Here is a 17,425-nt window from a genome sequence, read left to right as displayed (position 1 = left end):
GGTGGCAAGCCGTCACCCCAGAGGGTGGCCATGGACGTCCTGCTCCACAGACAGGGACCGCCCCTTCCCCTCCTGTCCGGACGGCCCCGCGGCCCCGGGCCCGCGGGGTCCTCCCTCCCGCACGTCCAGGACAGGGGAGCGGACCGGCCCCTCCCGGCTCAGCCCGCTCCGCGCGCCGCTTCGCCAGCGGCTCCGGCCATGGCCCCAATCGCTGCCTCGGGCGGCTCCCCGGGCGAAAGCGAGGTGCCGTCCCAGGGGATGTAGCGCACGCCCGGCATCGGCTCCGGCCCGTGGAACTCCAGCGCGCCCACGGTGGAGGTGAGCCGCTGCGTGAAACGCCACGCGGCGAAGGGATGGGGACGGCGGAAGAGCTGCAGCTCGCACCGGGCCACGTCGCTCTGGGCCACCCGCACGTCCCAGCCCTGGGGATCGCGGTACAGGTAGCCCACCAGCGTGCGCGGGTCGCACCACGCGCGGCCCTCCACGGCCACCGTCGCGGACGTGGCGCGGAAGGAGAGCTCGCCGGAGGCGGGCGACGTCATCCGCGTGAAGAACAGGTTGGGCATTTCGTGGAACGTGTGCTGCGTGTCGCGCGTGCGCAGGAAGACGGGGGACAGCCTCGGGTGGCCCCGCTTGCGCTTCGCGCGCACCGCCATCGTCTCCAGTCGCGCCGCTGGGTCCTCACGGAAGCGCGGGCAGTACAGCCACGTGAGCTCCTCCAACCGCCGGTGGCCCCACAGGTGCTTCTGCAGGCCGGGAGCGCCCCTCACGGCGATGCGCTCGCCGTCCACCGTCACCGTGCCGTCGAAAGAGAGGTCATCGTGCACGTGGGCGACGCGCGTGGGCAGCGGCAGGAGCGCGGCGCCGCGCGGCTCGCGGCGCACCGGGAGGCTGCCCTCGGAGGTGAAGCGCAGGTCCCACGCGATGGCGTGGCCACCGGAGGCCACCTGTCCCTGGCAGCGGCCGGGCGACAGCTCCGAGTCCGCGATGCGCACTCCGCCGGACGGGAGCGCCGTGAAGGCGGAGGCCGGGTGGATGGACTTGAGCGCGACCGCGGGCCGGTCCTTCGAAGCGCAGTCGAACGCCGCCGCCCAGACCGTGGCGCGAGGCTCGCCCGCGGTGCCCGGGGCCGGGGTGAACAGCGTGTAGCGCAACCACCAGGCGCGGTCTCCGCCGGGGTCGAGCACCACCAGGAACCAGATCTCGAAAAATCCCCGCTGACCGTTCCAGCGCGGCAGGTTGGCGCGCTCGCTCGACGGCATTGGATGCATCCCCCTCTCGCGGCCTGGCACGGCCCCAGCTCCGCGCCCGGCGGCTTCACGCTGGCAGATGCGGCCCCGTGCGGGCAAGAGGGCCGCGGGTCGCGGATCCGCGGGGGGCGGCCCGTGTCGTCAGGAGCCTGACGCGCCCCAGGACACGCGATAGGTGACGCTGTCGTCATCGAACTGCACGACGTCCACCTGCGTGGCGGGGCCACTGGCGGCGCGCACCGTGGCCAGCATCACGCCCTGCTTGAAGTAGCGCAGCAGGCCGGGCTCGTTGAGCCACAGGTCCGCTTCGCGCTCGCCGCGCTCGGTGATGCGCACCTCGGTGTAGTTGTTGCCGGTGCGGAAGCTGTGCTGCGAGCGGTGCAACATCCGCTTGGGCCCGATGAGCCGCAGCACGCCCAGCAGCGCCCGGCCCACCATCGTGTCGCGGTAGCCGTCGATCATCCGCTCGCCCAGCATCCGCCACGCCACCGGCTCCGGCTGCTCCGGGTGGAGCGACTTCGCCGTCAGCGCCACGCAGCGCGTCCAGGTGTCCAGCGAGTACGCCGGTTGCAGCGGCCGGTCCAGGTCCAGCCCCTCCTTGCGCAGCTGCTCCTTGAGGGCGAAGGAGACCTTTCCGGACAGTCCCCGGACGAAGAGTCCCTCGACGATTGTCGGGAACACGAGCTTTTCGGCGGCGGCCATGAAGACCATTCCGCCCAGCCCTTCCGGTTCCGGTCAAGCCCTACCGGGTGCGTGTCGTCCAGAGTGAGAAAGCCGGCCCCTCCTCCGCGACGGTGGCGCGCCCCTTCCCGCCTCTGTCACCCGTGGTGGAGTCCTCCAAGCAATACATGAAAAACAAGTGAATCCATCCACGTCGGGTCGCGCCCCGGGCACCGGAGCGAGCCCTCTGGAGCGCGGGGGCCGGCGCCTTCGTCGGAGTGAATCCGCGAGGGGGCATCTGGTAGCGTGCCCCGTCCCTGGTTCCCCCTCATGACGTCCCGTGTCCTGACGTGCCTGCTGTTCTCCGCGCTGTGCGCGCTTCCGGCCCTGGGCGCGAGGCCGGTGCCCGCGCCGGCCGCGGACGGGATGGCGATGCTCCAGCGGATGGACACGGCCCGCGTCCAGGGGAGTCCCAGCACGCTGCGCACGGAGCTGGACGCCCAGGAGGCGAAGGCGCCCCGGGATCCGATGCCCCGGGTGTACCGGGCCTTCCTCGCGCTGCCTTCGGACGCGAGCTTCAGCGAGTTCAAGGCGCTCGCGGTGGTGTATCCGGAGAACCCCTGGCCGCACGTGGGCATGGGGCTCGTGTACGTGCGCTGGGGCATGTTGAAGGACGCGGCCGCTCCGCTGGAGGTGGCGCGCAAGGCGGTGCCCGGCTTCGCGCCCGCGCTCTGGGTGGACGGCCTGCGGCTCCAGGCGGAGGGCAAGCCCGTGGAAGCGGAGGCGCGGCTGCGCGAGGCGCTGGCGAAGCTGGACGTCCCGCGCTTCCGCACCGACCTGGCCTTGCTCCTGGCGGGCCGGCCGGGTGGGGCGGCGGAGGCGCGCGCGCTGCTGGTGCGGTCGGTGAAGGAATGGCCGGAGCAGCCGGAGGCGCTCCAGGTGCTGTCGCGGCTGGCCCGCGAGGCGGGGGACGCGAAGGCGGGCGCGGAGGCGGGCGCGTTGCTGGTCGCGCTCCAGCCTCACGACCGCGAGGCGCACCGGCGGCAGGCGGAGGCGTGGCTTGGCGCGGGGGACAAGGCGCAGGCGGTGAAGATGCTGGAGCGGTACTCGGTGCTCGGGGGCGCGGACCCGGCGGTGCTCGCCACCTGGGTGCGGCTCAACGTGGACCTGAACCGCCCGGAGGACGAGGAGAAGGCCCTGGTGCGGCTGGCGGCCGTGACGCCGAAGGATCCGGAGCCGCTGCTGCGGTTGGCGACGCTGGCGGAGGCGAAGCCGGACGCGGCCGGGACCGAGGCGCGCCTGGATCAGGCGGTGGCGCTGGCTCCGGAGCGCGCGGACATCCAGGCGCGGCGGGCGCGGCTGCTGCTCAAGCAGGAGCGCTTCTTCGAGGCCGTGATGGCGTATCGCGCGGCGCTCGCGGCCCCGGAGCGCCCGGTGCCGGAGGCCGCGGAGGAGTTCGCGCAGCTCTCCAAGCGGCTGCGGCTGCCCGCGTCGCCCGCGAAGGGCACGCTGGAGCAGGTCTACGACCGCGTGTCGCTGGGGCTCGTGGCGCTGTACCTGGACCACCTGATGGAGAAGCCGGAGCTCAAGGGCAACTTGAAGGTGCGCGTGGACCTGGACGCCACGGGGAAGGCGACGAAGGTCGTGGTGCTCTACGACAGCCTCCAGGACGTGCTCATCACCCACCACGCGCAGGTCGCCTTCATGGACGCCCAGTACCCGCCCGACAGCGAGTCCCCGGTGTACCAATACGTCTTCCGTCCTCCGCGCTGAGGTGGACACCCCGGCGCTTCCCCTCCGGCAGGCGGGTTGACGCTGGCGGCGCGGGACGGCACAGACTCGGGGGCACGCCTTCCAGGCACCGACCGGGAGCTCCGCCCTTGAACGCCACGCCGCCGCTGACGCCCGAAGCCCTGTGGCCGCGCACCCTGGCGGTCACCCGGCACGCGCTGGAGACCGGGGCGTTGCAGCCCATCACCACCGAGGCGCGCACGGTGGCGGACGCGGGCGCGACGTTCCAGGTGCGGGTGCTGGGCCGGGTGGCGCTCAAGGAGCGCAAGCCGCCCGCGCCCTCGGGTGGGGCGCCGTTCAACCCGTTCGCGCACCCGGAGCCGGACCTCGTGCTGGGCGACGTGCCTCCCGCGCACGTCTGTCTGCTCAACAAGTTCAACGTCGTGGAGCACCACCTGCTGCTGGTGACGCGGGCCTTCGAGTCCCAGGACGCGCTGCTGACGGCCGGGGACTTCGACGCGCTCGCGACGTGTCTGGAGGGCCTGGACGGGCTGGCCTTCTACAACGCCGGGGAGACGGCGGGCGCGAGCCAGCGGCACAAGCACCTGCAGCTGGTTCCCCCGCTGGGGCCGGACCGCCTCCGCGCCCCGGTGGAGGCGCTGCTTCCCGCCACGCTGCCCGCGCCCGGGCGCGTGGTGGCCGCGAGCGCGCTGCCGTTCCCCCACCTGCTGGCGGGCCTGGGCCCCTGGGAGGCGCCGGGGCAGGGGGCCCGGATGCTGGCGGCGTACCGGCTCCTGCGCGACGCGCTGGGCCTGGGCGAGGCGTCGCGCGCGCCGTACAACCTGCTGGCCACGCGGGACTGGATGCTGCTCGTGCCCCGGAGCCGCGCGGAGCACCTGGGGGTCAACGTCAACGCGCTGGGCTTCGCGGGCTCCCTCCTGGTGCGCGCGCCCGAGCAGTTCGACGCCGTCGCGGCGCTGGGCCCCCTGGAGTTGCTGCGCCACGTCGCGGGCCTCGCGCCGTAGGGACGGGTGCAACCGCGAGCGCGGAGCGGCACAATGCGCGCGCAGCTGGCTCACCCGTCGGAGGCAGGACGCGGGTGGGGGGCCCGGACCGATGGAGCGACGACCATGGATGTGAACGAGCTGGCCCGCGTGCCGGGCGTGAATCCCCAAGTCCCCGACGCGGCGCGCATCTACGACTACACGCTGGGAGGCATCCACCACTTCGAGTCGGACCGGCAGGCGGCGGAGTACATGTTCTCGCTGCTGCCTTCGACGCGGAAGTGGGTGCGGATGCTGCGCGCCTGCCTTCAGGCCGCGGCGAAGCGGCTGTCGGCGGAGGGCTTCACGCGCTGGGTGGACTTCGCGTCCGGCCTGCCGACCAACGACCACGTGCACGGGGTGCTGCCTCCGGACGTGAAGGTGCTGTACTCGGACATCAATCCGCTGACGATGGCGCAGGCGCGCGTGCTCCTGGGGGATGAGCCGCGCGTGCGCTACCTGGAGTGCGACATCCGTCAGGCGAAGGCGTTCCTGGAGCGCGCCGACGTGCGCGAGTTCCTGGGCGGCCAGCGCAAGGTGGCCCTGGGCGCCAACGGCATCACCGTGTTCCTCAAGCCGGAGGAGAACCGGCAGTTCTTCCGCGACCTGTATGACTGGGCCGCGCCGGGCTCGAAGCTCTTCACCACCTTCGAGACCAAGGACCCCGCGAAGACGACGCCCCAGTGGGAGCAGTTCGTGGGGATGTTCCAGAAGATGGGAGAGTCCTTCGAGCTGCTCTCCCTGCCTGAATACCTGGAGCTCTGCGGGCCGTGGACCCCCGGCCCTGGCGGTGTCGTGCCGGTGAGCCGGTTCCTGGGCCTGCCCGACGACGCCATCACCGAGGAGGACCGGCAGGGCGTGGGCATCGAGTTCTACGCCGTCGTCCTGGAGAAGAAGTAGGCCCTCACCCGCGGCCGAGCAGCGCGAGCAGCGCATCGGTGGTGTCCACCTCTCCGGCCTAGTTTAACTTGCAAGCTTGTCCGTGATTTCATTGCTTGCCGTGGCAGCCGCCATCCTCACTCCGCGCGCCGCGAGCTCCGTCCTCGTCCTCGTCCTCGCCCTCGTCGGGTGCGGCTCGGCCACCGTGACGGGTGGAGGCAGCCCCGCGCGGGCGAAGTGGGTGGGTCCAGTCGTCACCACGCCGGACGGCGGCCAGCTCCGGACGACCCTCTACTATGGGCCCTGGCAGTGCAGCGCCGCGTTCATTGCCCGGTGCGAGTCGAAGTGCACGAGGGAGGGGCGGGCGCTCATGGGCTGCATGTGGCTGGCCGACATCAAGGGCGACTGGCGGGGGCGATACCTCTTCTTGCCCGCTGAAGCTGGCGGGCGCCTCGCCATCACCCACTGCTGCTGCGACTACCCCAAGGTCGCGGACCTCCAGTCGCGACGAGATACCTGGGACAGCGCGCGCAAGGTCTTCCGGCACGAGTGGGGGGCGGAGTTCGGCGAGTGGCCCCAGACGGCTGGAAGTCTCTGGGCGGGCCACCACGTCTTCGACCTGGCGCACGGTGGTGCGCCCACTGCACCCGGAAACGTGCTGCCTGTCCCCGACGCCGTCCACAAGGTATTCAACGCCGAGTACCCCGCCTGCTACGCGCCAGGTGGCAGGTGGCTGACTCCCGGCCCTGAGCGCCCCTACGGGGATTGAGGGTACCCATGTCCATGGCTCGACTGCTGGCCGAAGTCTCCGCCCGTCACTTCCCCAACCCGCCCGCGACGCCTGCCCAGGTGGCAACGTTCGAGGCGCGCGTCGGCTGGAAGTTGGATGCGGACCTGTGCGCCTTCTACCTCCACTGCGATGGCGCTGCGCTCTTCGATGCTCCGCCCGAGATGAACTACCGCATCCTCCCGCTGGATCGGATTGAGCGCGCCCGAGCGGCCATCCGCGGTAGCGAAGAGGACAAGGACGGGTCGCCGTCGCACTACACGCTGGTGGACATGCAGGACACCAACTTCGTCATCTTGGACGTGGCCAGTCGCGAGCACGGCCGCTACCCGCTGCTCGACGCCTTCCACGAGACGTACCCGGAGGAGGCGCCGCGCATCGCCGCATCCTTCGAGGAGTTCCTGGCGAAGGCGCTGCGCAGCGGAAACAGGGCCTTCTGGTTGGCGGACTGAGGCTGTTGCAGCGGCCTCAATCAAGCCATTTGGCCAGAAGCCTCTCATACAACCTGGACGTGTGGAGGTGCTCCAACGCGCTCAACTCACCCGACGCCCCAGTGGGAGCAGTTCGTGGGGATGTTCCAGAAGATGGGAGAGTCCTTCGAGCTGCTCTCCCTGCCTGAATACCTGGAGCTCTGCGGGCCGTGGACCCCCGGCCCTGGCGGTGTCGTGCCGGTGAGCCGGTTCCTGGGCCTGCCCGACGACGCCATCACCGAGGAGGACCGGCAGGGCGTGGGCATCGAGTTCTACGCCGTCGTCCTGGAGAAGAAGTAGGCCCTCACCCGCGGCCGAGCAGCGCGAGCAGCGCATCGGTGGTGTCCACCTCTCCGATGCGCGGGAAGATCTTCGACATCGCGAAGTCGTGCGCGGCGATGTCCGTGTCCGTCATGGCATCGGACGCGAAGGTGAGGTTGTACGCGCGCTCGTGCGCGGCCCGCGCCGTCGTGTCGACGCCGATGCTCGTCGCCACGCCCGCCAGCACGATCCCCGTCACCTGCCGGCGCCGCAGCTGGAGGTCGAGCTCCGTGCCGTAGAACGCGCTCCACTGGTGCTTCGTGATGAGCAGGTCCCCCGGCTTCGGCCCCAGCTCTGGCACCAGCTGCGTGAACTCCGGCGCGTTGGGGATGGGACGCGCGGGCACCTGCGTGCGCGACCGGAGCCGGTCTCCGCCGTCCGGTGAGAAGGAAACCGTCACCAGCACGACGGGCAGCCCGACGCGCCGGAAGGCCTCCGCCAGCCGCACCGTGTTCGCGACGACCTCCTGGAAGGGGTGCACGCAGGGGACCTGGGACAGCCCCCGTTGGAGGTCGATGACGACGAGGGCGGTCCTGGAATCCAGCGTCGTGGCGGGCATGCTTCACCTTTCTTTCGTGGAGAGGAAACGGACTCCGATGAGCGCGGCGGCGAAGCCCGCGGCGGCACCCACGCCCAGCGCCCAGCGCGGGCCGAACGCGTCCGCCACCCAGCCGACGATGGGGGCCCCGATGGGCGTCCCCCCCAGGGCGATGGCCAGCAGGATGGCGAGCACGCGTCCCCGCATCACGGGCTCCGTCGAGAGCTGCACCACGCTGTTCGCCGTGGTGGTGAACGTCTGCGCGGAGACGCCGATGAGGACGAGCGCGATGCCGAAGAGGCCGTAGCCCGGCATGACCGCGGCGAGCGCCAGTCCGCCCCCGAAGATGGCGGCCCCCGAGACGAGCAGGCTGGCGCGGGGATGCGGGCGCCGGGCGGAGAGGAGCGCCCCCGCCACCGAGCCCATCGCCATGATCGACGTCAGCAGCCCGTACCGGCCCGCGCCTTCGTGGAAGACGCTGACGGCCATGGTGGAGATGAAGATGGGGAAGTTGAGCCCGAACGTCCCGATCAAGAAGAACATGATCAGGATGGCCCGCAGGTCGGGCCGCCTCCAGACGTAGATGAAGCCGTCCACCAGGCCCCCTCGCGTCCGCGGTGCCCGGTCGCTCCGGTGCAGCTCCTCCACGCGAAGCAGGCTCAGCGAACACAGCACGGCGATGAACGAGGCGGCGTTGAGCACGAACAGCCACCCGGAGCCCACGGCGGAGATGAGCACCCCCGCGATGGCCGGTCCAATCATCCGCGCGGCATGGAACGAGGTGGAGTTCAGCGCCACCGCGTTGGACAGGTCCTCTTCGCCCACCAGCTCCGACACGAACGTCTGCCGCGCGGGGGCGTCGAACGCGGTGACGCAGCCCAGGAGGAACGCGAACACGTAGACGTGCCACAGCAGGATGCGTCCGCTGAGCGTGAGCAGCCCCAGTCCCAGGGCCAGCGCCCCCAGCAGCGCCTGCGTGGCGAACAGCAGCTTGCGCCGGTCCAGGTGGTCCGCCGCGAAGCCCGTCAGGGGCAGGAGGAGCAACTGCGGCCCGAACTGGAGCGCCATGACCACGCCCACCGCGGTCGCGTTGTTGTGCGTCAGCTGGGTGAGGACGATCCAGTCCTGGGCGGTGCGCTGCATCCACGTGCCCACGTTGGACACAATCGCCCCGGCCGCCCATGTCCGGTAGTTGAAGCCTCTCAGCGAGCGGAAGGTCCCCTGCATTCGTATACCCGTGCATCAATATGATGCACCCGTGCACGATTCGTCAAGCGAACCGCCCTGTGCGTTGCGCGCGCTCCACCCGGCGACTACGCTTGGAGACGTGGACCGGCGCGACCCTCACGACTTCTTCGAGCAGCTCACCGCCGTGTCGCGGCGCCTCCGGTCGGTCGCGGCGCAGGCGTATTCGACCTTCGAGGTGGGGAGCGCGCAGGCGAAGTTCCTGCGGCACATCGGCCGCAACAGCCGCATCTCACAGGCGGACCTGGCGAGGGCCACGGAGACCGCTCCGACGCTGACCGGCCGAGCGCTCGAGACGCTGATCGAGCGCGGGTGGATCCGCCGCAAGCGCAGCGAGGAGGACCGCCGCCAGTACGCCCTGGAGCTGACCGCCTCCGGGCAGCGCGCGCGGGAGCGGGTGGAGGCGGTGCGCGAGGGGCTCATCTCGCGGCTCGCGACGGTGCTCGATGACCGGGACGTGGAGGACTTCGAGCGCATCGCGAAGAAGATCCTCGCCGCGTTCGAGCCCCCGTCCGACCCGCGCTCAGGGGAGTAGGGGCCTCGCGCGCGGAGGGCCTACTCGCAGCGCTCGCCCGCCAGCGCGCAGCGTCCGTACGCGCAAGGGGTGAAGGGCGCGTTGGCGCAGCCGGAGGACGGGCAGGCGCAGGTGGTGACCCGGTGGGTGTTCGGGTCGCAGCAGGGCCCATAGCCGGAGGTGTTCGGTCCCGCATCCACGGTGCCTCCGTCAGGCGCGCCCGCGTCGATGTCAGTGCCGCCGTCAGGCGTGCCCGCGTCGATGTCGGTGCCGCCGTCCTGGACGCCGGCGTCCAGGGGCATGCCGCCATCGGCTTCCGGGCCCGCGTCGGCGCCGCCTGCGTCAGCCGTGCCCGCGTCGATGTCGGCGCCGCCGTCCGCGGTGGAGGACGCGCCTCCGTCCTTGCCTGGGCCGCAGGACTGGCTCTGCGACTCCGCGCAGGTGCCGGCCGCGCAGGCCCGGAAGGTGGCCGGGCAGCCATCAGGAGCGTCGCAGGGACAGGTGTCCACCTGCCCGGAGACGCAGCAGACCGCCCACGTCACCTCGCCCAGGGGGTCCGGGTCTTCGTACAGCGGATCGAAGCAGCCGGCGCCCAGGAGCGCGAGCAGGGTGGCGGTGAGCAGTCGGTTCACGTGTGGTTGGGACACCCGGTGGGAGCGACCTGGGACATGCCCCCGGTGCGCGGCTAGTATCCCACACCCCATCGCGCGAGCGATGTCCCAGGCCACCGGGGCCGGGTGTCTCAAGGACGAACAGGAAGGTCGGACCAGGCGGATGGCGAGCGGGCTCGATGCGGAGGAGCTCAGGCAGCTCTACGAGCGCTTCGCGCCCGTGGTGCACCGTCGCGCGCTCGCGCTGCTCGGACGCGATGCCGACGCGTGGGACATCGTGCAGGAGGTCTTCGAGCGCATGTTGACGGCAGGCGCGCGGTTCCGGCGGGAGGCCCGCCCCATGACGTACGTGTACCGCGTCACCACCAACCTCTGTCTCAACGCGCTGCGCTCGCGCCAGCTGCGCGAGCCGGGGCTCGTGGCGGCGGAGGAGGCCACGGTGCCCACCCCGGGGCAGTGGGAGGCCGCGGACTTCATCCGCCACCTCGTCGGACGGATGGGCGAGCGCGAGCTGGAGGTGGCCACGCTGCACTTCTTCGACGGGCTGACGCAGGAGGAGATCGCCGGGATGCTGGACGTGTCGCGCAAGACCATCGTCCGGGACCTGGACTCCATCCGGAAGAAGGCCGCGGAGCTGGGGCGGCTGCCGGAGTCGCTGGAGGTGGAGCGTGGCTGAGCATCTCTCGCGGCTGGAGCTGGATGAGTGGTTGGCGGGGCTGGATGCGTCGGGGCGCGCGGAAGGCCACGTGGCGTCGTGCGCGGCCTGCGGACAGCTGGCGGAGCGGCTGCGGCGGGAGCGCGAGTCGAGCCTGCGAGCGCCCCGGGCGAACGCGGTGCTCGCCCGGCTGGAGGAGCAGCGGGCGCGGTCGGCGCGGTCGCGCTGGAGCTGGAGCTGGGGCGGGCCGCTGGTGGCGGTGCTGGCGATGGGGCTCGCGCTGGTCGTCTACGTGCCGAGGGGCCTGGAGGACGGCGTGAGGTTGAAGGGGGACGTGGCGCTGCGGCTCGTGTCGGAGGAGGGCCTGCCGGTGGCGAGCGCGCGGCCCGGTGCGCGGGTGACGCTGGCGGTGGGGACGGGGACGTTCCGGAACGTGCTGGTGCTCGCGGTGGACGAGGCCGGCGCGGTGGACGTGCTCTGGCCTCGAGGGGGACACACGAGCGGCGCGGTGGCGCCGGGCGCGCAGGTGCGGCTGTCGCCGCCGCTGGAGGTGACGCCAGGGTCGGTGGCGCTGCATGCGTTCTTCTCGGATGCGCCGCTGGCCGCGGAGCCCGCACGCGCGGCGCTCCTGGCGCGCGTCGAGGAGGCCCGGGCGAAGGGGCTGGGGCCGTTGGAGGCGGCGACGCCCGATGATGTCGGGAAGGCCCACGCCGAAGTGCGGCTGGGGGTCGAGCCGTGAGGAGGGGGAGTGCCCTGGCGTCAGGGGGGGCCGAGCGATGATGCGGCTTCTCGCCTTGGGCGCGCGGGGGCTCGCGCTCCTCCTGGCCGTGATGGGCGCGGCGCGCGCTGGCGCGGAGGAGGCGCCGCGCCGTTGGGCGTTGATCGTGGGAGAGAACCAGGGACTGCGCGGCGAGGAGCGCTTGCGCTTCGCGGAAGCCGACGCCCGCCGGATGCGTGAGGTCCTTCAGGAGGTGGGCACCGTGCCGCCGGAGCGCACCGTGACGGTGCTGGGCGCGGATGCCACGGCGCTGCGCGAGGCCCTGAGCCGCTTCGGCGCGAGGCTGTCCTCCGAGGCGTCTTCGCGCGACTGGCTGCTGCTCTACGTCTCCTCGCACGCGGGCGACGGCAGCCTGCACCTGCGCGGCACCGAGCTGCCCATGCGGGAGCTGGTGGACTTCCTCAAGGGCGCACCGGTCGGCGTGGGGCTGCTCATCCTGGACTCGTGCCGCTCCGGTGTCGCCACGCGCATGAAGGGCCTGAAGCCGGTGGAGGCCCCCGTCACCATGGAGGCGGCGGACCTGGAGGGCCGGGTCGTCATCAGCGCCTCGGGCGCGGATGAGTACGCGCAGGAATCGGATGTGTTGCAGGGCTCGTACTTCACGCACTACCTGGCGGTGGGCCTGCGCGGCGCGGCGGATGACTCGCGGGACGGACGGGTCACGCTGGAGGAGGCCTACCGCTACGCCTACGCGCGGACGTTGGAGTCCACCCTCGTCTCGCCAGGAGGCATCCAGCGCCCCACGTTCCGGATGGACCTGCGGGGACGCGGCGAGCTGGTCCTCTCCGAGCCCCAGCAGGCGCGCGGAAGGCTGACGCTCGACGTGAAGGCGCCGGGCCGCTGGCTGGTCATGGCCTCGGAGAGCGGCGCGCTGGTGGCGGAGGTGAACAAGGGCGAGGGCCCCACGACGCTGGCCGTGGCGCCGGGCGCCTACCGCCTGTTGATGAGCGCGGAGGAGGGCTACCTGGAGCGGTCGGTGCGGGTCCCCGTCAACGGAAGCGCTTCCGTGGGGGGAGCGCCCCTGGAGCAGGCCGCGCGGCTGCGGCTCGCGCGCAAGGGGGGCGCCGCGTCCTCGCTGCTGCTCGCGGTGGGGCCGTCGGTGACGTCTGGGATTGTCGCGGGCCTGCCGTCCGTCGTGGGCCTGGACCTGCGCCTGGAGCGCGACGGCCGCCTGGGCCCGGGGCTCGACGCGTCGGTGTTGGGCTTCGCGGTGCGGCGGGGGGCGGGCCGGCGGGTGTCCTTCCAACAGACGGAGGTGGAGCTGCGCCTGGGGGCGGGGCCGCGATGGCGGCACGGCGCCTGGACGTTCAGCGGCACCCTGGAGGCGGGGGCGCTGGCCGTCTTCCAGTCGCGGCTCCCATTCGATGAGTCGCGCTTCGGCCTGGAGCCCCTGGCGCTCGTGGCCGCGGGGGTGCGGCTGGACATGGGCCGCCGCCTGTCGACGTTGCTGAGCGCCTCCGCGGGAGGCGTGGTGGCCCGGCGCGAATCCGGAGTGTCGCTGGTGCCCAGGGGCTCCGCGTCCCTGATGGTGGGCTTCGCCCTCTGAATGTGCTGACGCGCAGGGCGGGTGGTTTCAGCTAGAACGCCGCGCGGGACCCTCTTCCCGGAGCCTCCATGTCCACGCGCCGTCACCTGCTGCTCGCCGTCATGCTGGGACTCACCCTGGGCTGCGCCGGAGCACGTCCCGCCGAGGCCACGTCCGACGAGCCCGAGGCCTTGACGCGGGTGGCCCTGGTGCACGGTGGCGCGGGACCCTGGGCGGTGGCGGGCTACCGCATGGGCGACTTCGCGCTCCATCAGCTGGGCCTGCCCCGGGGCAGCTTCAAGCTGGAGGTCATCCACCACAGCCCGGCGCAGGTCCAGTACACCTGCGTCGCGGACGGCGCCGCGGCGGCCACCGGTGCCAGTCTGGGCAAGCTCAACCTGTCGCTGGTGGCGGCGCCCGCGCCGGAGGACACCGCGACCACCTTCCGCAACCGCGACACCGGCCAGTCCCTCACCCTGCGCCCGTCCGCGAGCTTCGTGCAGCGCTTCCGCGACGTGCCGCGAGAGAAGCTGGGGGAGGCGGGCCGCGCCGTCCTCACCCTGCCGGACGCGGACGTCTTCGAGCCCGTCGCGCCCTGAGCGCCGTCAGAAGGCGACGAGCGCGATGGCCAGCAGCGGCAGGGCCCCCTGGACGAGGCTCGCCCGGAGGAAGTGGCGGTTGCTGCTCACCAGCACCAGCGCCGCCATCAGCATGCACGCGCAGCCGAACACGACGACGGCCACGCCCGACGCCACCGCGCCCGTGTGCACCAGCCCCACGCCGACGAACACGCCCAGCGCCAGGAACAGGTTGTAGAAGCCCTGGTTGAACGCCATCGGCTTCACCACGTCCGCGTCCGCCTGCGACTTCAGCCCGAAGCGCCGCCAGACCTTCGGCTGCGAGAACGCGATGCTCTCCAGAAAGAAGAACAACACGTGGATGAGCGCGGCGATGACCGCGAAGAGCTGTGCCAGTGGCGACATGATTGTTCCCCCTCCGGGGATGGATTATTCTGAACCAGTCAGTTCCGAATCCATATTGAAACGACCGGTTCAGAATTGTCAAGGAGGGTGACGTGGCGCGGACACGGGCGTTCGACGAGACGGAGGCGGTGCGGGCCGCGTTGGGGGTGTTCTGGTCGCGGGGCTACGAGGCCACGTCGCTTTCGGACCTGGAGGCCGCCACGGGGCTGAACCGCTCCAGCCTGTACCAGACGTTCGAGAGCAAGCGCGGGCTGTTCGCGCGGGCCGTCGCGCTGTACCTCCAGGAGGTCATCTCTCCCCGGCTGGGGGTGTTCGCGAAGGAGGCGCCGGGCCTGTCGCAGGTGACGGAGTACTTCGAGGCGCTCGCGACGACGATGAGCACCGCGCCGCCGGTCCTGACGCGGCGGGGCTGCCTGCTGGTGAACACGGCGACGGAGCTGGCGCCGCATGACGCGGAGGCCCACCGGGCGGTGGAGGACTACCGGGACCTGTTGCGGGGACACCTGACGCGGGCGCTGGAGGGGGCGGCCCGGGCCGGGGTGTTGCCGCGCAAGTCCGTGGGCCGCCGGGTGGAGCTGCTGCTGGGGGCGGTGATTGGCGTGTTGGTCACGGCCCGCGTGGACCCGGGCGCCGCGGCGAAGCTGGCCCGGGCGGCGGCGAGCGAGGCGGCAGGCTGGGCCGAGTAGGGGGGCGCCGGGCTTGTCCGGCCCGGGAAGGCTGGTACAAGGGCGCGTTCTCCCGAGGCGCCCCGTGCCTCCGTTCCCCGAGGCTCCGATGGACTTCTCCGCGCTCGCGCTGTCACCCCCGCTGCTCCAGGTGTTGGAGGAGCTGGAGTTCCGCACCGCCACCCCCATCCAGGCGCAGAGCATCCCGGTGTTGTTGCAGGGCAAGGACCTGGTGGGGCAGGCGCGCACGGGCAGCGGGAAGACGGCGGCGTTCGCGCTGCCCATCCTGCAGAAGGTGAAGCTCACGCAGGACCGGCGGCTCCAGGCGCTGGTGCTCTGTCCGACGCGTGAGCTGTGCGCGCAGGTGGCGGGGGAGATCCGCCGGCTGGCGCGGCGGATGCCGGGGGTGCAGGTGCTGGCGCTCGCGGGCGGGCAGCCCATCCGGCCGCAGGTGGAGGCGCTGGAGAAGGGCGTGCACATTGGCGTTGGGACGCCGGGGCGCATCCTGGACCTGCTGGACCGCGAGGTGCTGGACACGCGGCATCTGGCCACGGTGGTGTTGGATGAAGCGGACCGGATGTTGGACATGGGGTTCCGCGAGGACATGGAGCGGGTGCTCGGGGCGACGCCCTCGAAGCGGCAGACGGTGCTCTTCTCCGCGACGTTCCCGGACGACATCGAGAAGCTCAGCCGCGCGTTCCAGAAGGACCCGGTGCGGGTGTCCCTGGCGCAGGAGGAGGCCGCGCCGGACATCCAGCAGGTGGCGTACGCCTGCCAGCCGGAGGACAAGCAGGCCCTGCTGATGCGCCTGTTGCGCCAGCACCAGCCGGCCTCCGCCATCGTGTTCTGCAACTTCAAGGCGGTGGTGGTGGAGCTGACGCGCGCGCTGGTGCAGGCGGGGGTGAGCGCGGACGGGTTGCAGGGGGACCTGGAGCAGTTCGACCGGGACCGGGTGATGGCGAAGTTCCGCAATCACAGCACGCGCGTGCTGGTGGCCACGGACGTCGCGGGCCGGGGCATCGACGTGGAGGCGCTGGATGCGGTGGTGAACTACGAGATGCCGCAGCAGCCGGAGGCCTACGTGCACCGCATTGGCCGCACGGGGCGCGCGGGCCGGCGCGGTCTGGCGCTCTCGCTGGTCACCCGCTCGGACAGCCGCAAGGTGGAGGACATCGAAGCCACCACGGGCGTGAAGCTGGAGAAGGGGGACGTGGACGCGCTGGTGCCGGAGAACGTGACGGGCGTGTCGCTCATCTCCGGTTGGGAGACGCTGTCCATCTCCGCCGGGCGCAAGGACAAGATGCGTCCGGGCGACATCCTGGGCGCGCTCACGGGCGAGGCGGGAGGGCTGAAGGCGGAGGACGTGGGCAAGATTGAGATCCACGACCATCACGCCTTCGTCGCCGTCTCCAAGCGCGTGGTGAAGGTCGCGTTCCAGCGGCTGAGCGAAGGGCGCATCAAGGGACGCAAGCACCGCATCGAACGGGTGCGGTAGGGTCCATGATGCAATCATGATGAGAGGGTTCGGGGATGCCGTGAGAGATTGCGAGCATGCCCGGAAAACTCGTGTGTCTGGCTTTGTTGGCCTTGAGCGTGGCGTGCAGGACCGCCGCGCCCGCCGCCGTCCAGTTGACCCGAACGCCCGCCGCGGTGGAGTGGGAGGCGCAACTGGATGCGGTCCGGTTCTCGCCCGCGGGGCCCGCCCAGCAGCAGGTGTTCGAGCGGGTCCAGCAGGCGCTGGAAAAGGCTGTTCAAAAAGACACGGAGGACGCGCACCTGCATTACCTGTTGGGGCGCGTGTATTTCTATGGCGAGCGTGACGCGGAGGCGGGGCGGGAGTTCGACAAGGCGCTGGCGTTGGCCCCCGAGGTCGCGGAGTACCACTACCTCAAGGGCTATTCGCTAGGGGTCGTTTCGGACAGCCAGGGCTCCATCGCGGAGTTGACCCTGGCGACAGCGCTCGCACCTCGGGTGGTGAAATACTGGTCTGCCTTGGGCAATGCCCTGGCCTTGGCGGGGGACGCAGGCAGGGCGCGAAAGGCATTCGAGCATGCACTCTCATTGGATCCCGATGACGGGGAGTCCGCTGGCGCGCTCGGACTGATGCTGTTGGACGGGGGACAGGAGGCGGAGGCCTTTCAATGGCTGTCGAAGGTGACGCCTCAGGCTCCACGCCATCCGATGACCCGGTACAACATCGGGCAGGCCTACCAGAAGAAGGGCGACCACCCGCGGGCGCTGGCGCACTTCCAGGCCGCCGCGTTGGACCTGCCCGATGACTGGCGCACGCTCGCGAAGCTGGTGCAGGAGCACGAGGCGCTGAAGCAGTTCCCGGAGCGTGACGCCGCGCGTGCCCGGTTGGTGAAGCTCCACCAGGAGGGCAAGGTGGACAGTGGCGTCTTCGTCCGGGAGCAGTTCAAGGAGGGCGACGCGACGGTGATGGTCGCGGAGCACTTCAAGCTCGAAGGGGACTGGGCCGTGCGCTACACGTTCTACGTGGAGACGCCCGGGTCGGGAGGGGCCCCCGTCGCGTGGCGCCTGAGCCTGGGCTCGTACGCATTCACCAACGCCGCGCGAGAGCCCGGCGCCACGGGGCGGGTCTTCCACTTCGACGCCTATGCGGCGGACGACTCACACCGGACCTTCGCCTTCTTCAATGGCGAGCCGTCGTATGAGGACACCCGCAAGCTGGCGGTGGCCGTCCTTCGCGATGAGGTGAAGCCCCTCTCCGGCACCCGCGTCGAGCGCAAGTAGCTCACCGTCCCTCCGC

20 protein-coding genes are annotated in these 17,425 nt (G+C 71.6%); 14 read left to right on the top strand and 6 right to left on the bottom strand.

Going from position 1 to position 17,425, the window contains the following annotated elements; all coding sequences use genetic code 11:
• Nucleotides 1–158 precede the first annotated feature (158 nt).
• Both GTY96_RS07375 and GTY96_RS07370 read right to left on the bottom strand, forming a co-directional pair.
• On the bottom strand, nt 159–1,262 hold the full coding sequence (locus GTY96_RS07375; RefSeq protein ID WP_143899390.1) for a hypothetical protein: 1,104 nt from the start codon (nt 1,260–1,262) through the stop codon (nt 159–161).
• A gap of 129 nt (nt 1,263–1,391) precedes the next feature.
• On the bottom strand, nt 1,392–1,952 hold the full coding sequence (locus GTY96_RS07370; RefSeq protein WP_143899389.1) for a DUF2378 family protein: 561 nt from the start codon (nt 1,950–1,952) through the stop codon (nt 1,392–1,394).
• Nucleotides 1,953–2,240: 288 nt separating this feature from the next.
• Between GTY96_RS07370 and GTY96_RS07365 the strand changes: the two genes are divergently transcribed.
• From GTY96_RS07365 to GTY96_RS07340, 6 genes are all read left to right on the top strand, one after another.
• Nucleotides 2,241–3,683: a tetratricopeptide repeat protein gene (locus GTY96_RS07365; RefSeq protein WP_161664285.1), complete on the top strand. Its 1,443-nt coding sequence runs from the start codon at nt 2,241–2,243 to the stop codon at nt 3,681–3,683.
• A 107-nt stretch (nt 3,684–3,790) separates the two neighbouring features.
• Nucleotides 3,791–4,666, top strand: a complete 876-nt coding sequence (locus tag GTY96_RS07360; protein WP_161664284.1) for an ATP adenylyltransferase family protein — start codon at nt 3,791–3,793, stop codon at nt 4,664–4,666.
• Between the two features lie 105 nt (nt 4,667–4,771).
• Nucleotides 4,772–5,584 (top strand): SAM-dependent methyltransferase, encoded by an 813-nt coding sequence (locus tag GTY96_RS07355; RefSeq protein WP_143899386.1) that lies wholly within the window; start codon nt 4,772–4,774, stop codon nt 5,582–5,584.
• A 100-nt stretch (nt 5,585–5,684) separates the two neighbouring features.
• Nucleotides 5,685–6,332: a hypothetical protein gene (locus tag GTY96_RS07350; protein WP_235685438.1), complete on the top strand. Its 648-nt coding sequence runs from the start codon at nt 5,685–5,687 to the stop codon at nt 6,330–6,332.
• An 8-nt stretch (nt 6,333–6,340) separates the two neighbouring features.
• The gene (locus GTY96_RS07345; protein WP_161664283.1) at nt 6,341–6,802 is read left to right on the top strand and encodes an SMI1/KNR4 family protein; all 462 of its coding nucleotides are present in this window, start codon (nt 6,341–6,343) and stop codon (nt 6,800–6,802) included.
• Nucleotides 6,803–6,922: 120 nt separating this feature from the next.
• Nucleotides 6,923–7,120, top strand: a complete 198-nt coding sequence (locus GTY96_RS07340; protein WP_235685437.1) for a hypothetical protein — start codon at nt 6,923–6,925, stop codon at nt 7,118–7,120.
• 4 nt (nt 7,121–7,124) lie between these two features.
• Here the strand turns inward: GTY96_RS07340 and GTY96_RS07335 are convergent, their stop codons facing one another.
• Both GTY96_RS07335 and GTY96_RS07330 read right to left on the bottom strand, forming a co-directional pair.
• On the bottom strand, nt 7,125–7,700 hold the full coding sequence (locus tag GTY96_RS07335; protein WP_161664282.1) for an isochorismatase family protein: 576 nt from the start codon (nt 7,698–7,700) through the stop codon (nt 7,125–7,127).
• A 3-nt stretch (nt 7,701–7,703) separates the two neighbouring features.
• Nucleotides 7,704–8,906, bottom strand: a complete 1,203-nt coding sequence (locus GTY96_RS07330; RefSeq protein WP_161664281.1) for an MFS transporter — start codon at nt 8,904–8,906, stop codon at nt 7,704–7,706.
• Between the two features lie 100 nt (nt 8,907–9,006).
• Between GTY96_RS07330 and GTY96_RS07325 the strand changes: the two genes are divergently transcribed.
• A complete protein-coding gene (locus tag GTY96_RS07325; RefSeq protein WP_161664280.1) occupies nt 9,007–9,459 on the top strand; it encodes a MarR family winged helix-turn-helix transcriptional regulator in 453 nt (150 codons plus the stop codon).
• A gap of 20 nt (nt 9,460–9,479) precedes the next feature.
• Here the strand turns inward: GTY96_RS07325 and GTY96_RS07320 are convergent, their stop codons facing one another.
• On the bottom strand, nt 9,480–10,070 hold the full coding sequence (locus tag GTY96_RS07320; RefSeq protein ID WP_143899382.1) for a hypothetical protein: 591 nt from the start codon (nt 10,068–10,070) through the stop codon (nt 9,480–9,482).
• Nucleotides 10,071–10,212: 142 nt separating this feature from the next.
• On the opposite strand from GTY96_RS07320, the gene GTY96_RS07315 reads away from it, so the two are divergent.
• The 4 genes from GTY96_RS07315 to GTY96_RS07300 all read left to right on the top strand — a co-directional run bounded on the left by GTY96_RS07315 (nt 10,213) and on the right by GTY96_RS07300 (nt 13,606).
• Complete coding sequence (locus GTY96_RS07315; protein ID WP_143899381.1) at nt 10,213–10,725, top strand: RNA polymerase sigma factor; 513 nt, start codon at nt 10,213–10,215, stop codon at nt 10,723–10,725.
• Nucleotides 10,718–11,443: a hypothetical protein gene (locus tag GTY96_RS07310; protein WP_161664279.1), complete on the top strand. Its 726-nt coding sequence runs from the start codon at nt 10,718–10,720 to the stop codon at nt 11,441–11,443. The genes GTY96_RS07315 and GTY96_RS07310 overlap by 8 nt, the downstream gene beginning before the upstream one ends.
• Nucleotides 11,444–11,480: 37 nt before the next feature.
• Nucleotides 11,481–13,028 (top strand): caspase family protein, encoded by a 1,548-nt coding sequence (locus GTY96_RS07305; protein ID WP_161664278.1) that lies wholly within the window; start codon nt 11,481–11,483, stop codon nt 13,026–13,028.
• Nucleotides 13,029–13,096: 68 nt separating this feature from the next.
• Entirely contained in the window at nt 13,097–13,606 is a 510-nt protein-coding gene (locus GTY96_RS07300; RefSeq protein WP_161664277.1) for an FmdE family protein, read from the top strand.
• Between the two features lie 6 nt (nt 13,607–13,612).
• On the opposite strand, the gene GTY96_RS07295 is transcribed toward GTY96_RS07300, so the two are convergent.
• Nucleotides 13,613–13,990, bottom strand: a complete 378-nt coding sequence (locus tag GTY96_RS07295) for a DUF1304 domain-containing protein (RefSeq protein ID WP_161664276.1) — start codon at nt 13,988–13,990, stop codon at nt 13,613–13,615.
• Nucleotides 13,991–14,082: 92 nt separating this feature from the next.
• Here GTY96_RS07295 and GTY96_RS07290 point away from each other — a divergent pair, with 92 nt between their 5' ends.
• From GTY96_RS07290 to GTY96_RS07280, 3 genes are all read left to right on the top strand, one after another.
• On the top strand, nt 14,083–14,676 hold the full coding sequence (locus GTY96_RS07290; RefSeq protein WP_143899376.1) for a TetR/AcrR family transcriptional regulator: 594 nt from the start codon (nt 14,083–14,085) through the stop codon (nt 14,674–14,676).
• An 88-nt stretch (nt 14,677–14,764) separates the two neighbouring features.
• A complete protein-coding gene (gene dbpA, locus GTY96_RS07285; protein WP_143899784.1) occupies nt 14,765–16,150 on the top strand; it encodes an ATP-dependent RNA helicase DbpA in 1,386 nt (461 codons plus the stop codon).
• Between the two features lie 56 nt (nt 16,151–16,206).
• Nucleotides 16,207–17,409, top strand: a complete 1,203-nt coding sequence (locus tag GTY96_RS07280) for a tetratricopeptide repeat protein (RefSeq protein WP_161664275.1) — start codon at nt 16,207–16,209, stop codon at nt 17,407–17,409.
• Nucleotides 17,410–17,425: the final 16 nt, after the last annotated feature.

Origin of the sequence: Corallococcus silvisoli, from assembly GCF_009909145.1 — a bacterium.
Classification (GTDB): domain Bacteria; phylum Myxococcota; class Myxococcia; order Myxococcales; family Myxococcaceae; genus Corallococcus; species Corallococcus silvisoli.
The sequence above is the reverse complement of the archived record's forward strand: the minus strand, read 5'-3'. Positions and strand labels throughout refer to the sequence as shown.